Consider the following 13,798-nt stretch of genomic DNA (forward strand, 5'->3'; position numbering starts at 1 on the left):
GAACCCGAATCTCACCACGCTTCCGAAGAAGGAAACCGACCATGACCGCCTGCAACCTTCCCCATCACGCCAATCACGACCACGTCCACGGACCCAGTTGCGGCCACGTCGCCGTGAAGCATGACGGCCACGTCTGCTACCTCCACGACGGGCACATGCATCACCCCCACGGCGACCATGTCGACGAGCATGTGCTGGCCGTCAGCGCGACCAACCCCGACGCCTGCACGCCCGCCCACGCCTGCGGCGGCCACGCGGCCGACCATGTCCACGGCCCCGACTGCGGGCACCCCGCCGTGCCGCACGGCGACCACATCTGTTATCTCGTGAATGGCCACCTGCATCACCCGCACGGCGACCACTGCGACGACCACGGGCCGCTCGAAACGGTCTGACCTGGCACCCGCGCTTTCGGCGCACCGAGGATCCGGGCGTCCAGACGGGTGCGCCCGCCTGGACGCCAACGTCAGCCGCCGCGACGACGTGACTGATTGTCGTCTGGCGGAGACCGAAGGAGCCATGGCGAATGGACGCCATGCGCAGACGACTGTTCGGTTGGTTGATCGTCGCGCTGCTGGGCGCGGCGCTGCCGCTGTCTGGCTGGGCGCATGGCGCGCACCGCGCCTCGACGCCGATCCTGGCGCCTGACGGCGGGCTCGCCGATATCTGCGGCGCCGCCGATCAGCCGCACGACGGCTCCGCGGCCGCCGACCCGCCCTGCCTCGCCTGTCAACTCGGCAAATCCATCACCGCGTCGCCAGCGGTATGGCGCTGCGATCAACCCCGTCGAGCGCGCGAGCAGACCCGTCGCAGCCGCGGAGCCCTACCGCCGGGACGCGTCCTTGCGGCCGCACGCCCTCGGGGCCCGCCGCCCATAGCCTGACGCGCTATCGAACCTACCGGAACAGTCAGGGACAGGCCGCGAGGCGCCGCGCGCGCCGCGCCGTCCGACAATGGAGAGCATCATGAGAACAATTCTGTCCGCCGCGGCGCTCTGCGCGCTGGCCGGCGTCGCGCACGCCCACGCGACGTTCGAGGTTTCCGAGGCTCCAGTGAATTCGACCTACAAGGCCGTCCTGCGCGTGCCGCACGGCTGCGAGGGCGAGGCGACGCTGAAGGTGCGTGTGCGCATTCCCGAGGGCGTGATCGCCGTCAAGCCCCAGCCGAAGGCGGGCTGGACGCTTGACACGGTGAAGGGGCCCTACGCGCAGCCCTATACGCTCTGGGGCTCGACCGTGACCGAGGGGGTGGTCGAGATCGTATGGACCGGCGAGCTGCTCGACGAGCACTACGACGAGTTCGTGTTCCGCGGGCGTCTGACCGACGCGCTGCCGGTGGGCGAGGTTCTCTATATCCCCACCGTGCAGGAGTGCGCCACCAAGGCCGAACGCTGGATCGAGATCCCCGCCGCCGGCCAGAACGCGGACGACCTCGCCTACCCGGCGCCCGGCGTCACGATCCTGCCCGCCAGCGCCCAGTGACCGCCCCGCCGCCGCCGGGATAGGCCGGCGGCGGCGCACAGATCGGTAGGTGTGATGATCCTGCGGGTTCTGAGTCTGGTCGCTCTGCTGCTGGGGCTCGCCCCGGCAGCGCTGGCGCATGCGCAACTGCGCGCGGCGACGCCGGTCGCCGGCGCCGTGCTCGCGGCGGCCCCAGCGGAGGTTCGCCTGCAGTTCAACGAGCCGGTCGCGGCGCTGACGTTCCGCTGGGTCTCGCCGGACGGACGCCTCAGCGAGCCGGCCGTCGCGGTGCAGGGCGACACGGTGCGGGTCATTCCGCCGCCCGACGCCGCGCGCGGCACGCATCTGCTGAGCTGGCGCGTGACCTCGGCCGACGGCCACCCGGTCGGCGGAACGCACCTCTTCTCGGTCGGCGCGCCTAGCGCGACAGCCGATGCGACCGCCGCGGAGACGGCGGGCGCGCGCCTCGCGGCGTTTGCGCGGATCATCCTGTTCGCGGGACTGGCGCTCGGGATCGGCGCCGCCGCCTTCGCCGCGCTGGTCGCCCCGCCGGCCCGCTCAGTGCGGCGGCTCGCGACGGCCGGCGCCATCGCCGTTGCGCCGGCCGCGATGGCGCTGACGGGCGCGGAGGGGCTGGACCGGCTCGGCGCGCCGCCTTCCCGACTGGCTGACGCCGCCGTCTGGGCCGAGGCGGCGCAGGCGCCGGCGAGCCTGTCGGCGCTGCTCTGGACGCTGGCCGCCGCGCTGGCGGCCGTCGCGCTGGTCAGGCCGCGCGCGACGCTCGGCCTCGCGGCGCTTGGCCTTGGCGCGCTTGGCTTCGCAGCGTCGGGTCATGCCGCGAGCGTTTCGCCGCGATGGTTGACCGGCGCGCTGGTCGCAACCCACGCCGCGGCGTTGCTGGTCTGGCTGGGCGCGCTGACGCCGCTGGCGGCCGCGCTGGCGCGCGACCGCTCGGGCGCGGCGCCGGTTGTGCGCCGCTTCGCCGCCGTCGCGGCCCCGATGCTGGCGCTGCTCGCGCTCTCCGGCGCCGCGCTGGTCTGGACGCAGCTGCGCGCGCCCGCAGACCTGCTTTCCACCGGCTACGGTCAGCTGCTGGCGCTGAAGCTGGCGCTGGTCGCCGGCATGCTGGGCCTCGCCGCGCTGAACCGCTTCGTGCTGGCGCCGCGACTGACGGGGGGCGCCGCAGCGCCGATGCGGCTGCGGCGCAGCATCCTGGTCGAGATCGGTCTGGGGCTCGCCGTTCTCTGCTGCGCGGCCGCCTTCCGTCTGACGCCGCCGCCGCGGGCGCTGGAAGCCGGGCCGGCGCCCGTCGCCATCCATCTCCATGGGCGCCTCGCCATGGCCGATCTCGCGGTGTCGCCCGCGAGGGTCGGCCTCAACACGGTCGTTGCGACCGTGCTCGACGCCGACTTCGCGCCGCTGACGCCGCTTTCGGTGACCGTCGGGTTCGCGCCGCAGGACGGCGCGCTTGAAGCCGTGCGCGTCGAGGCCGTCAGAGGCGATGACGGCGTGTGGCGCGCCGAGGCCGTGCTGCCGTTGCCCGGGGCCTGGAGCGTCATCGTCGACGTGCTGGTCAGCGATTTCGATCGCGAGCGCCTCGGCGGCGACTTCTTCGTGGCGCCCTGAGCCCGTCGCGCGGCCGTCCCGGTCAACGCCGGCGACGTCTCGAACGCGCTTGTCCTGCTGGTTCATAATGCAATGACATCCACGCCGCGATGGGAAGGTCTGCGGCCGCCTCCGACCCTTCGCTCGTCTCCGAATCGTCGATCGCGACGCGCTCGCCGAAGCCGCGGAGCGGCCTGCTCGATGTCCCGGCCTTGAGACGCAGCGGGCGCCGGGGCGCTGAGGCCGTTGGACGATGCAATCCACCTTGACGCGCCGCTGCACGGCGCCCCCTGCGACGACCCTGGGCCGCTCCGGGCGGTCCGATCACCGCGCCGCGCCGCGCGCGGTCAGCCAGAGGAACCATGCGCCGCCGATCGCGCCGGTCAGCACGCCGACCGGCGCCTCCTGCGGCGCGACCACGAGGCGCGCGCCGACGTCCACCGCCACCATCAGGATCGCCCCGCCGAGCGCTGCGACCGGCAGGACGCGCCGGTTGTCGCCGCCGACGAAGGCGCGCGCCAGATGCGGCACGACAAGGCCGATGAACCCGATGGCGCCGGTCAGCGCCACGAGCAGGCTCGTGATCAGCGCGCTGACCACCAGGATCTCGATGCGCGTGCGCGCAACGGGCACGCCCAGCGCGGCGGCGGTCTCGTCGCCCATGCTCAGCGCGTTCAGGGTCCGCGCCCGCGCCATCAGCCACAGCCCGCCAACGGCGACGCCGAGCCCGGGAACCCACAGAACCGGCCAACTCGCCCGGCCGAGGCCGCCGAGCATCCAGAACACCACCGCATGCGCTGCGCGCTGGTCGCCGAGGAAGATCAGCAGGTTCGTCGCCGCCATCAGAATGAACGAGACCGCGACCCCCGCCAGCACGACCCGCTCGGGCGCGCCCGCTCCGTCGCGGCCGAGCGCGCCGACCAGCAGCGCCAGCGACCCGAGCCCGCCCGCGAACGCCGCCAGCGGCAGGGTGTGGACGCCGAGGACGTCTCCGGTCTGCGTGATGACCGCCACCGCCCCGAGCGCGGCGCCGGCCGAGACGCCGAGCAGGAACGGGTCCGCCAGCGCGTTGCGGGTCGTCGCCTGCAGCGCGGTTCCGGCCATGGCGAGCCCGGCGCCCGCGAGCGCGCCGAGAACGGCGCGGGGCGCGCGCAGCTCCCACACGATGCGTTCGCGCGCGAGCGGCCAGTCCGGCGCGTAGAGATCGGGCCAGGCCCGGTTTGCAAGGATGCGCCACACGTCCCACGGGTCGATCGGCGTCGCCCCCGCCGCGACCCCCGCCAGCATGGCCCCCGCGAGCGCGGCGGCCAGCAGAGCGAGCGGCGCGCCAAGACCGGCGCGCGCGCCCGGCGCCCGGCCCGCCGGCGCTTCGGCGGCTGGCGGTCCGGCCGGCGCGACGGCGTCAGCCGCCATGGGCCGCCAGCGCCGCGGCGAGCTTCTCGACGGCGCCGATGTTGGCCGGGCCGGGCGTGATCTCGCTGTATTTCAGGGCCAGGAAGCGCCCCTCGCGCACCGCCGTCACGGTGGACATCACCGGGTGCGCCTGCAGGAACGCGATCAGTCCCGCGCCGCCGTCCTCGCCGTAGTCGAGCACGATGATGAACTCGGGGTCGCGCTCGCCCACGGCCTCCCAGCCGACGCGGCCCCAGCTCATGGCGACGTCGTCCATCACGTTGCGCCCGCCGGCGGCCTCGATCAGCGCCGTCGGCATGGCGTAGCGCCCGGCGGTGAAGGGCTGGTCGTCGCCGCTGTCATAGAGAAACACCCGCAGCGGCTCGGCCGCTTCTCGCCGCGCTGCGGCGATGCGCGCCTCCCAGCCTGCGATCAGCGCCTCGGCGCGGTCGGGAACGCCGAAGATCGCCGCGATCGCGCGCACGTCGCCGTAGAGCGTCTCCATCGAGACGTCGGGGCGCGTCTTGTCAAGGTGGATGCAGCTTTCGCTCAGCTCGTAGACGGCGATGTCGAAGGGCGCGAGCGTGTCGGGCGTGACCTCCCCGCCCGGCTGCATGCCGTAATACCAGCCGGCGAACAGGAAGTCGGGATCGGCCGACAGGATGTTCTCGAGGCTGGGGTTCTTGTCGGCGAGCTCGGGGATGTCGCCGCGCGCGGCGTCGAACTCCGGCGTCGTCTTGTACCAGCCGGTGATCCCGGTGACGCCGACGATGCGGGGCTGCAGCGCCAGCGCGAACATGATCTCGGCCATGTTGATGTCATGGACCACCGCGCGTTCGGGGACGGCGTCGAAGGTCAGGCTGCGGCCGCAGCTCTCGACCGTCACGGGATGCGAGAGGGCCGCGCCCGCCAGAAGGCAGAGCGCGGCGGCGAGGGGGCGCGAGAGAACGCGCGACTGGGGTCGCATGGAAGGTCTCCGTCAGGCTGCGGTGAGGGGGTCGAAGGCGATGCGCAACCGGCCGCAGGGCGGGGCGGCGCGGATCTCGGCGCCGACGCCGAAGACCTCGGCGATGCGGGCCTGCGTCAGCACCGTCTCGGGCGGTCCGCAGGCGACGAGGCGGCCGTGGGCCAGCACCGCGATCCGGTCGCAGTAGCGCGCCGCCAGCTCCAGATCGTGCAGCGCGACGATGGTGGTGACGGCGAGATCGCGGATCAGCGCCATCAGCGCCAGCTGCTGGCGGATGTCGAGATGGTTGACCGGCTCGTCCAGCACCAGCGCACGCGCCTCCTGCGACAGCGCCCGCGCAATCAGCGCGCGCTTGCGCTCGCCGCCCGAGAGCGCCGCGAAGGCGCGGCCGGCGACGGCGGTCAGGCTCATGCGGATCAGCGCCGCGTCCACCGCGGCGCGTCCGCCGGCGTCGCCGCCCAGAAGGCCGCGCGCATGCGGCGTCCGGCCGGCCTCCACGACCTCGCGGACCGTCAGGTTGAACGGCGCCGGGGTTTCCTGCGGCACGGCCGCCACCAGCCGCGCCCGGTGCGTGGCGGACAGCGTTCGCGCGTCCCTGCCGTCGATCAGAACGCGCCCGGCCGTGGGTCGATGCACGCCGTAGAACAGGCGCAGAAGCGACGACTTGCCAGCGCCGTTCGGCCCGACGAGGCCGAGGGTTTCTCCGGGGGTCGCTGCGAGGCTCACGCCGTTGATCAGCCGCGTGCCGTCGCGGGCGCGCACGCCGACCGCGTCGAGCGCAAGCGCGATCATGTCGGGACCCGGAGACGGAGCGGCGGTGCGAGGTCAAGCGTCATGGTTGCAGTTCTACAATGTTATCATATAACACTACAAGACACGATCCGAGGGAGGCGACGGATGCCGGTGGCGACAACAAGGACGCAGTCAGGGGAGGCGACCAGACGATCCGCCAGCGGTCGCGGGATCGCGTCCACCAAAGCGGAGAGCCTGCTGCTCGCCTCGGTCTGGCCGCGGCTCGCCGTCGCCGCCGTCCTGTCGGCCTTGCTCTGGCTTTGCTTTCGCTGGGCCGTCGCGTGACGCGCGCCGCGTTGCAGTTTCAGGATCTGACGCTCGGCTACGACCGGCATCCGGCGGTTCATCACCTGTGCGCAAGCATCGCCGCGGGGTCGATGACGGCCATCGTGGGTCCGAACGGGGCAGGCAAGTCGACGTTGTTGAAGGCGGTGGCTGGCGCGCTGGCTCCGCTCGCGGGCGCCGTGCTGTTTGAAGCGGCGCGCCCGCGCGTGGCCTGGCTCCCGCAGGCCGCCGATGTGGACCGCAGCTTTCCGCTCTCGGTCGGGGCGTTCGCCGCGATGGGGCTGTGGTCGCGCATCGGCATGTTCGGCGGGCTGGGCCGCGGCGACCGCGCGCGTCTGACGGCGGCGCTGGAGGCGGTCGGCATGGCCGGGTTCGCCGACCGCCCCATCGGCGCCCTCTCTGGCGGCCAGATGCAACGCACGCTGTTCGCACGGCTGCTGCTGCAGGATGCGGAATTGATCCTGCTGGACGAGCCCTTCGTCGCCATCGACGCGCGCACGACCGCCGACCTGATGGCGCTGGTCGCCCGCTGGCGCGGCGAGGGCCGCACGGTGATCGCCGTGCTGCACGATCTGGAGATGGTGCGCGCGCATTTCCCACAGACGCTGCTTCTGGCGCGGGAGCTGATCGCCCACGGCCCGACGGCCGAGGCGCTGTCGGCGGCGAACCTGCTGCGCGCCCGGGCGATGGTTGAGGCGCCGGATCCCTTCGCGCCCGTCTGCGAGAGGGGCCCCGCCTGATGTGGGACCTGCTGGTCGCGCCCTTCGTCGAGTTCGGCTTCATGCGCCGCGCGCTGGTCGGCTGCCTTGCGATATCGCTGGGCGCCACGCCGGTCGGCGTTTTCCTGATGCTGCGGCGCATGAGCCTGACCGGCGACGCCATGGCGCACGCGATCCTGCCCGGCGCCGCGCTCGGCTACCTCGCGGCCGGCCTGTCGCTGACGGCCATGACGATCGGGGGCCTCGCCGCGGGGCTGGCCGTCGCGCTGCTCTCCGGCGTCGCCTCGCGCGCGACGGCGCTGCGCGAGGACGCGACGCTGGCGGCCTTCTACCTGATCTCGCTCGCGCTCGGGGTGCTCATCGTGTCGATGCGCGGCGGCGCGGTGGACCTCATGCACGTGCTGTTCGGAACGGTGCTCGCGCTTGACGACGCCGCGCTCACCCTGCTCTGCGCCATCGCCACCATCACCCTGTTCGCGCTGGCGGCGTTCTTCCGGCCGCTGGTGCTGGAATGCGTCGATCCGGGCTTCCTGCGGTCCGTCGGCGGCCCGAGCGCCGCGGTCCACTTCCTGTTCCTCGCGCTCGCCGTGCTCAATCTCGTCGGCGGGTTCCACGCGCTCGGCACATTGATGGCCGTCGGGATCATGATCCTCCCGGCGGTCGCCGCGCGCTTCTGGGCGCAGGGCGTCGGCGGACTGATCGCCGTCGCCGCCGTCATCGCGGCGGGGTCCGGCGCGGCCGGGCTGCTCCTGTCGTTCCACCTCGGCTCGCCCTCGGGCCCGTCGATCATCCTGGTCGCCGGCGGGGCGGTCGTCCTGTCGCTCTTCTGCGGTCCCGTCGGGGGCGTGCTGCCCCGGCTGGCGCGCCGCACCCATCTCGAAGCCTGAACGGAGAAACCCCATGCTCACCCGTCGCCTGCTCCTGTCGAGCGCCCTCGCGCTCCTGCCCCTTTCGGCCCTCGCCGCGGAACGCCTGAAGGTGGTGGCCAGCTTCAGCATCCTCGGCGATATGGTCGCCCAGGTCGGCGGGGACCGCATCGCGCTGACCACGCTGGTCGGCCCCGACGGCGACGCCCATGTCTATCAGCCGACCCCGGCGGCCGCCCGCGCCGTCGCGGCGGCGGACCTCGTCATCGTCAACGGCCTCGGCTTCGAGGGCTGGATCGAGCGTCTGATCGAGGCCTCGGCGTTCACTGGACCAGTCACTGTCGCCAGCGAAGGGATCGACGTTCTCGAAACCGCAGACGATCACGACGAGGCGCATGGCGAGGGCCATGCCCACGACCATGATCATGATCATGATCATGGTCATGATCACGGCGATGTCGATCCGCACGCCTGGCAGAGCGTCCCGGCCGCCCGCGTCTATGTGGCGAACATCGCCGACGCGCTGATCGCCGCTGACCCCGCCAGCGCCGACGCCTATGCGGCGTCGCGCGACGCCTATCTCAAGGAACTCGCCGCGCTCGAAGCGGAGATCGCCGCCGCTGTCGCCGCCCTGCCCCCCGAGCGCCGGGTCGTCGTGACCTCGCATGACGCCTTCGGCTACTTCGCCCGCGACACCGGACTGGAGTTTCTCGCGCCGCAGGGGGTCAGCACCGAGGCCGAGGCCTCCGCGCAGGACGTGGCCGCCCTGATCACACAGATCCGCGAGCGCGCGATCCCCGCGATCTTCGTCGAGACCATCGCCGATCCGCGGCTCCTCCAGCAGATCGAGCGCGAGACCGACGCCCGTATCGGCGGCGCGCTCTACTCCGACGCGCTGTCCGGGCCGGACGGGCCGGCGCCCACCTACCTCGACATGATGCGGCACAATCTGAGGATGCTCACGGAGGCCCTGTCGGGCTGACGCGGAGCTCGGCGAGGCGCTGCGTCTCCGCTGCCGACACTTGGACGGGCCTTTGTGCGTAAGGCGCCGGATCAAGACCGTTCTGTCGAGAAGCTTCGATGCGGCGCCGCTATCACGTTTGAACCTGTGCGCAACGTCGGCCAGCAACGCGCGCAGCGGCGCTAACTTTGAACAAGCGCCGTAGTGCGACCCCCTTCGCCACGAATGTATCAATGGCTTACGACGCCGATCGGCATCTAGACCCAGCGACGATCCACAGACGCCTTCGGCCACGACACCATGACCACGGAACGGGCTGCGGGCAGTAAAATGGCGCCGGACGGCGACCATATCTGCTATCTGTTCGATGATCGCCTGTCTCATCCACATGACGGCCACGGCGACGATAGTGGCTTGCTGTAAGTCGTCTGGTCTCAAGTCTTGTGCGGGGCCGCTCCGGGATGCGCCAGCCCCAAGACCTGCGCCGCGTCGCGCGCAGCCAGCGCATGCACCCACGCATCCAGCAGACTGATCGCTGCGATCGGCGCCGCTCCCGCCGATAGACCCACAACGCCGCCTCGACCGACTACGGCAGTGCGGCATCCGCCATCCATCGCCGCAACGGTTCCGGCGCGCGGTCACAAGCGCGCATAAGGTTTCGGATGCGTTGCTGGTGCAGGGTCGTGGCGAAGTTGCGCCACATCGCGCCGCTCAGGCGAGGCCGACCGCGGCGAACGCGAACAGCATGCCACCGGCGGCGATCTGAAGACCGCCGGCGATCCGCGCCGTCTGCGCGCCGCCCGCGGCGACGAGCGACGCCCCACGCAGGGCGACGCCGCCCAACGCGACGGCCGCCGTCACCACCGCGACGCCGAGCGCCATGGGGCCGGTCGCGGCGACCCCGGCCCAGGGCGCGTCCGCCATCCACGCGATCGCCAGCACGATCATCGCGCCGGCGCAGGGGCGCGCGCCGACAGCGACCACCAATGCCACGCGCTCGCGCCAGCGATGCGGGTGGACGCGCCCATGGTCATGCCCGTCGCCGTGCGCGCCATGGCCGCAGCAGGCGGCTTTGCCGCGCGAAAGGGCCTGCGCGCCGCGCCATGCGAACAGCAGACCGAACGCCCCGGCGGCAGCGTAGCCGATCGGGGCGAAGATCCGTCCGTCGGCCCCCATGGCCGCCATCGGCGACAGCGACAGCAGCGCAAGCCCGCCATAGACGATGGCGACCGCCGCCAGCCCCTGCACCAGCGCCGCAGAGACCGCCAGCCCTGCCAGCCCGAGTGGACGTTCGACCCCGGCGACGGCGGCGGCGCCGAGCAGGGCCTTGCCGTGCCCCGGTCCGGCTGCGTGCGCGACGCCGTAGAGCGCTGACAGGCCGACCAGCGACCAGACCGCCGCCGCGTCGCCCCGCGCCAGTCCCCGGGCCGCGACGGCCAGCGCGTTCTGCAGCTCGCGCTGCGCCTCGACCGCCATCGCCGTCGCCCAGCCCAGCGCGCCGATGCCCCAGAGAGCGGCGAGGGCCAGCAGGGCTGCGCCGAGGCCATGGCCCGCGCGCACCCTCACCGACATGTCGCCCTCGCCTTCGCGGCGAACAGACGCCCGACCGTCGGATCGTCTGGAACCTCGTCGGCGGCGAGGCTGAAGAGGCTGCTCTCAAGCGCCGCCAGAACGTCCGTCGGCGCCCACTCGACCGCTTCCGCCGCGCATCCGGTTCCGCCCTCGGTCATCACCGCACCGTCCATCTCGAAAGCGATGAAGTAGACCGGATCGAACACCGCGAGCGTCGCCTCCTGATCCTCGAGCGCGACGGGCGCCGCAAGTCTCAGAGCAAAGGCCACCTGAAGACGGTCTTCCCGCAGCGACACGGTGACCGCGTCTGGGCCATGGAGCGGTGTGTCCCGCCTTTCAACCGCCAGCGCCGCGAACCCGTTATCGGCCTTGAGCATCGCCGCCTGATCCTCGACCAACCGGGCGACGCTGTCGTCGGACAAGGGCGAGAACGGGTCGATCCCGAACTCATTCAGGACAAAAAGTGAAACCAGCGCGTCGTAGCGATGCTCGATACGCACCGCGGCGAGCCGGTTCTCGTCATCGAAAACGAAGGTCGCCCCCACTTCGATGAAGACATGAGGGTGCGCCGCGCCTGCGACGGGCGCCAGACATAGAATGGCGGCCAGAGCGATTCTCGTCAGCTTCATTCAGAGAAGTCCTATCTTCATGATAGCGCGTGCCTGACGTCCGCGATATCGCACCGTGCCCGCAGATATGCGTTCACCAGCGCGTGACCGACGCCCTGGGTGATGAACACGAGATGGGTGCGGCGGTCGTCGTTCGGCCATGCGTTCAGCACGCCGGGGTCATGAAAGACATGCTGCGCTCCGGGGATCATGACCGACGGCTCCTGCTTCGCGGCCGAACATCCGACGTCGTTCAGCCGCAGCAGCTCGGAGCTCTGGTTGGCGATTGGAAGCTCCAGAGCCGTGGTCAACGCCATCGTCGGAACCAGAGCCTCAAGCGTGATGCAGAATCCACGATCATCACTGCTGTCACGGTGCCGTAATCAATGAGATTCTGCGAGATTGCCCACTCCCGAAGGCTTCATGCCGCGAGACGGCGACCATCTGCGCCACCTCATCACCATGGAGGTTGTCGGATGGTGCAGTTCTGTGCATCATTAGGTGCATTTTCTGATGTCAGGAGGGATGATGCGAACCACGGTCACGCTTGACGACACGCTGCTCGCCCGGGCTCAGGATCTGTCCGGCGTCAAGGAACGCGGTGCATTGCTGCGAGAAGCGCTGAAGGCGCTGATCGAGCGGGAGGCGGCGCGACGGCTCGCGCGGCTCGGCGGCATGGAGCCAGACCTGCAGGAAGCCCCGCGACGTCGTCCGGCATGATCCTGACCGACACGTCGGTCTGGGTCGATCACCTGCGCGCAGGCGATCCGGCGCTCGCCGCGCTTCTCGATGAAGGGCGGGTTCTCGCCCATCCCTGGGTCATCGCCGAGATTGCGCTCGGCTCGCTCAGAGACCGCGAGACGGTGCTGTCCCTCCTCGAAGGGCTGCCGCAGGCCCCGACCGCCACCGTCGAGGAACTGCGCCACCTGATCGAGCAGCGAATGCTTTTCAGCCGTGGCGTAGGTCTTGTCGACGTCGGCCTTCTCGCAGCCTGCCTCCTGGTCCCTGATTGTCGCCTCTGGACCAGGGACAGGCGCCTCGCCGCCGTCGCGGGGGAGATGGCCCTCTCTTTCAACCCCGAGAGCTGAAGGGCCCCGATCAGCACCATGCGACGCGAATTGAACGGCGGCATACCGCTCCCGGCCCTCCGCCCCGCGACCGGCCGGAACCGGGAGGAAGCTCCAGGGCGACGGCCGGGCCGGACGCCACGACCGCTGTGAGAGCGCTATGGCCATTTTCGGCCCGGGCGCAGCGGCGTGAGTCGCCCTCGTTTCGGTTCGACTGCGAGTTGAGGGCGCCACGGCAGCGAGACCTGTCGCTGCGAAGCTGGCGACCCCCGTGGGCTGAACGCGCGGGAGCGTGTTGGAACGCGCTCAGTTGATGAAAAAATCTCGCCACGATCTATTTCCGAGTGGTATCGTCAGGATAACATCCGGCACGCGCCACGCTTTGAACGGCGCAAGCGGCATGGAGAGCGGCATGACGGACCACGCAGCGGGCTCGGCGCCCGATCCGGCGGCGCTGCGCGCAGCGCGGCGCGACGACCCCAAGGCGCGCGACCGCGACCTCGCCGAGCGTCTGGACGCGCCGGAGGCGGCGCTGGTTGCGGCCCATGTCGGGGCCGGTGACGGGATGCGCGCCCTGCCGCTCGACCCGAGGCCCGACGCGCTGATCCCGATGATCGGCGGGCTGGCTGAGGTGATGGCGCTCACGCGCAACGCGCACTGCGTGATCGAGACGGTCGGCCGCTACGACGACTGGACCCCCGGCGAGCACGCCGCCATGGTGCTGTCGCCGGGCGTCGACCTGCGCATCTTCCCGCGCCACTGGGCGCACGCCTACTCTGTCGAGCGCGAGACGCCGGGCGGCGTCATGCGCAGCGTGCAGGCTTTCGACGCGGCCGGCGACGCGGTCCACAAGGTTTTTCTGCGCGAGGGCTCGGACCTCGCCGGCTGGGAGGCGCTGCGGCTCGCGCTCGGCCGACCCGACGCGCCCGCGCCCGCCTTCGCGCCGCGCGCGCCCACTGAGGCCGCGCAGGGTGACGCGGCCAAGGCGGACACGCTGCGCCGCGAATGGGCTCGGATGTCGGACAGCCACCAGTTCCTGCGCATGGTCTCGAAACTCAAGATGAACCGACTCGGCGCCTATCGCATGGCCGGCGAGCCGTTCGCGCGGCGTCTGGCGCCCGGCGCGGTGCGGGCGACGCTGGAGGGCCTCGCGGCGCGCGGCTTTCCGGCGATGGTGTTCGTCGGCAACCGCGGCTGCATCCAGATCCACGCGGGCCCGATCCGCTCGCTCGAACCGATGGGGCCATGGCTCAACGTCATGGACCCCGGCTTCAACCTGCACCTGCGCGAGGATCGGGTGGCCGAGGTCTGGCTGGTCGAGAAGCCGACGCGCCGCGGGCCGGCCCTGTCTGTCGAGGCCTTCGCGGCGGACGGCGATCTGATCCTGCAGGTGTTCGGCTACCGCAAGCCCGAGGTGGATCACGTGCCGGACTTCGACGCGCTCGCCAACACCCTGTCGGTGCTGCCGGAGACCGTGGCGTGAGCGCCGCGCAGCCGTCGCGGC

Annotated in this window: 17 protein-coding genes; 10 read left to right on the plus strand and 7 right to left on the minus strand. The window is 71.6% G+C overall.

Annotation, left to right across the window (positions count from 1 at the left end; genetic code table 11):
* Positions 1-41: 41 nt before the first annotated feature.
* From BLW43_RS17950 to BLW43_RS17960, 4 genes are all read left to right on the plus strand, one after another.
* Complete coding sequence (locus tag BLW43_RS17950; RefSeq protein WP_093255571.1) at positions 42-395, plus strand: hypothetical protein; 354 nt, start codon at positions 42-44, stop codon at positions 393-395.
* Between the two features lie 131 nt (positions 396-526).
* Positions 527-883, plus strand: coding sequence for a hypothetical protein (locus BLW43_RS23075; protein WP_139284134.1), 357 nt, complete (start codon positions 527-529; stop codon positions 881-883).
* Between the two features lie 82 nt (positions 884-965).
* A complete protein-coding gene (locus tag BLW43_RS17955; RefSeq protein WP_093255573.1) occupies positions 966-1,481 on the plus strand; it encodes a YcnI family copper-binding membrane protein in 516 nt (171 codons plus the stop codon).
* 54 nt (positions 1,482-1,535) lie between these two features.
* Positions 1,536-3,086 (plus strand): copper resistance CopC/CopD family protein, encoded by a 1,551-nt coding sequence (locus BLW43_RS17960; RefSeq protein WP_093255574.1) that lies wholly within the window; start codon positions 1,536-1,538, stop codon positions 3,084-3,086.
* Between the two features lie 303 nt (positions 3,087-3,389).
* Here the strand turns inward: BLW43_RS17960 and BLW43_RS17965 are convergent, their stop codons facing one another.
* The 3 genes from BLW43_RS17965 to BLW43_RS17975 are packed head-to-tail and all read right to left on the minus strand — an operon-like array spanning position 3,390 to position 6,216.
* A complete protein-coding gene (locus BLW43_RS17965) occupies positions 3,390-4,478 on the minus strand; it encodes a FecCD family ABC transporter permease (protein WP_093255576.1) in 1,089 nt (362 codons plus the stop codon).
* A complete protein-coding gene (locus tag BLW43_RS17970) occupies positions 4,468-5,424 on the minus strand; it encodes an ABC transporter substrate-binding protein (protein WP_093255577.1) in 957 nt (318 codons plus the stop codon). Before BLW43_RS17970 ends, BLW43_RS17965 begins: the two co-directional genes overlap by 11 nt.
* A gap of 12 nt (positions 5,425-5,436) precedes the next feature.
* Positions 5,437-6,216, minus strand: coding sequence for an ABC transporter ATP-binding protein (locus tag BLW43_RS17975; protein ID WP_093255579.1), 780 nt, complete (start codon positions 6,214-6,216; stop codon positions 5,437-5,439).
* Between the two features lie 281 nt (positions 6,217-6,497).
* Here BLW43_RS17975 and aztA point away from each other — a divergent pair, with 281 nt between their 5' ends.
* From aztA to BLW43_RS17995, 3 genes are read left to right on the plus strand one after another with little or no spacing between them, the layout of a single operon-like run.
* Positions 6,498-7,241, plus strand: coding sequence for a zinc ABC transporter ATP-binding protein AztA (gene aztA / locus BLW43_RS17985; RefSeq protein ID WP_245731119.1), 744 nt, complete (start codon positions 6,498-6,500; stop codon positions 7,239-7,241).
* Complete coding sequence (locus tag BLW43_RS17990) at positions 7,241-8,107, plus strand: metal ABC transporter permease (protein ID WP_093255582.1); 867 nt, start codon at positions 7,241-7,243, stop codon at positions 8,105-8,107. The genes aztA and BLW43_RS17990 overlap by 1 nt, the downstream gene beginning before the upstream one ends.
* Positions 8,108-8,120: 13 nt before the next feature.
* A complete protein-coding gene (locus BLW43_RS17995; RefSeq protein ID WP_093255583.1) occupies positions 8,121-9,068 on the plus strand; it encodes a metal ABC transporter solute-binding protein, Zn/Mn family in 948 nt (315 codons plus the stop codon).
* A 565-nt stretch (positions 9,069-9,633) separates the two neighbouring features.
* On the opposite strand, the gene BLW43_RS24760 is transcribed toward BLW43_RS17995, so the two are convergent.
* The 4 genes from BLW43_RS24760 to BLW43_RS18010 are packed head-to-tail and all read right to left on the minus strand — an operon-like array spanning position 9,634 to position 11,571.
* Positions 9,634-9,750, minus strand: a complete 117-nt coding sequence (locus tag BLW43_RS24760) for a DUF6525 family protein (RefSeq protein ID WP_425441193.1) — start codon at positions 9,748-9,750, stop codon at positions 9,634-9,636.
* 8 nt (positions 9,751-9,758) lie between these two features.
* Positions 9,759-10,619: a nickel/cobalt transporter gene (locus tag BLW43_RS18000; RefSeq protein WP_093255585.1), complete on the minus strand. Its 861-nt coding sequence runs from the start codon at positions 10,617-10,619 to the stop codon at positions 9,759-9,761.
* Positions 10,610-11,248, minus strand: a complete 639-nt coding sequence (locus BLW43_RS18005) for a DUF1007 family protein (RefSeq protein ID WP_093255587.1) — start codon at positions 11,246-11,248, stop codon at positions 10,610-10,612. Before BLW43_RS18005 ends, BLW43_RS18000 begins: the two co-directional genes overlap by 10 nt.
* Before the next feature lie 17 nt (positions 11,249-11,265).
* Positions 11,266-11,571, minus strand: a complete 306-nt coding sequence (locus BLW43_RS18010; RefSeq protein WP_281243568.1) for a CobW C-terminal domain-containing protein — start codon at positions 11,569-11,571, stop codon at positions 11,266-11,268.
* A gap of 184 nt (positions 11,572-11,755) precedes the next feature.
* Between BLW43_RS18010 and BLW43_RS18015 the strand changes: the two genes are divergently transcribed.
* The 3 genes from BLW43_RS18015 to BLW43_RS18025 all read left to right on the plus strand — a co-directional run bounded on the left by BLW43_RS18015 (position 11,756) and on the right by BLW43_RS18025 (position 13,777).
* On the plus strand, positions 11,756-11,947 hold the full coding sequence (locus tag BLW43_RS18015; protein WP_093255653.1) for a type II toxin-antitoxin system VapB family antitoxin: 192 nt from the start codon (positions 11,756-11,758) through the stop codon (positions 11,945-11,947).
* Positions 11,944-12,315, plus strand: a complete 372-nt coding sequence (locus tag BLW43_RS18020) for a type II toxin-antitoxin system VapC family toxin (RefSeq protein ID WP_093255590.1) — start codon at positions 11,944-11,946, stop codon at positions 12,313-12,315. Before BLW43_RS18015 ends, BLW43_RS18020 begins: the two co-directional genes overlap by 4 nt.
* 391 nt (positions 12,316-12,706) lie before the next feature.
* Positions 12,707-13,777, plus strand: a complete 1,071-nt coding sequence (locus tag BLW43_RS18025) for a hemin-degrading factor (protein WP_093255591.1) — start codon at positions 12,707-12,709, stop codon at positions 13,775-13,777.
* Positions 13,778-13,798 lie beyond the last annotated feature (21 nt).

The sequence above is a fragment of the Rubrimonas cliftonensis genome (assembly GCF_900107585.1).
GTDB lineage: Bacteria > Pseudomonadota > Alphaproteobacteria > Rhodobacterales > Rhodobacteraceae > Rubrimonas > Rubrimonas cliftonensis.

Coding starts and splice junctions, on each gene's coding strand:
- BLW43_RS17990 (WP_093255582.1), top strand. CDS start 7,241: ATGTGGGACCTGCTGGTCGCGCCCTTCGTCGAGTTCGGCTTCATGCGC.
- BLW43_RS24760 (WP_425441193.1), bottom strand. CDS start 9,750: ATGTGGCGCAACTTCGCCACGACCCTGCACCAGCAACGCATCCGAAAC.
- BLW43_RS18000 (WP_093255585.1), bottom strand. CDS start 10,619: ATGTCGGTGAGGGTGCGCGCGGGCCATGGCCTCGGCGCAGCCCTGCTG.
- BLW43_RS17970 (WP_093255577.1), bottom strand. CDS start 5,424: ATGCGACCCCAGTCGCGCGTTCTCTCGCGCCCCCTCGCCGCCGCGCTC.
- BLW43_RS18005 (WP_093255587.1), bottom strand. CDS start 11,248: ATGAAGCTGACGAGAATCGCTCTGGCCGCCATTCTATGTCTGGCGCCC.
- BLW43_RS17995 (WP_093255583.1), top strand. CDS start 8,121: ATGCTCACCCGTCGCCTGCTCCTGTCGAGCGCCCTCGCGCTCCTGCCC.
- BLW43_RS17955 (WP_093255573.1), top strand. CDS start 966: ATGAGAACAATTCTGTCCGCCGCGGCGCTCTGCGCGCTGGCCGGCGTC.
- BLW43_RS17950 (WP_093255571.1), top strand. CDS start 42: ATGACCGCCTGCAACCTTCCCCATCACGCCAATCACGACCACGTCCAC.
- BLW43_RS18020 (WP_093255590.1), top strand. CDS start 11,944: ATGATCCTGACCGACACGTCGGTCTGGGTCGATCACCTGCGCGCAGGC.
- BLW43_RS17965 (WP_093255576.1), bottom strand. CDS start 4,478: ATGGCGGCTGACGCCGTCGCGCCGGCCGGACCGCCAGCCGCCGAAGCG.
- BLW43_RS18015 (WP_093255653.1), top strand. CDS start 11,756: ATGCGAACCACGGTCACGCTTGACGACACGCTGCTCGCCCGGGCTCAG.
- BLW43_RS23075 (WP_139284134.1), top strand. CDS start 527: ATGGACGCCATGCGCAGACGACTGTTCGGTTGGTTGATCGTCGCGCTG.
- BLW43_RS17960 (WP_093255574.1), top strand. CDS start 1,536: ATGATCCTGCGGGTTCTGAGTCTGGTCGCTCTGCTGCTGGGGCTCGCC.
- BLW43_RS17975 (WP_093255579.1), bottom strand. CDS start 6,216: ATGATCGCGCTTGCGCTCGACGCGGTCGGCGTGCGCGCCCGCGACGGC.
- BLW43_RS18025 (WP_093255591.1), top strand. CDS start 12,707: ATGACGGACCACGCAGCGGGCTCGGCGCCCGATCCGGCGGCGCTGCGC.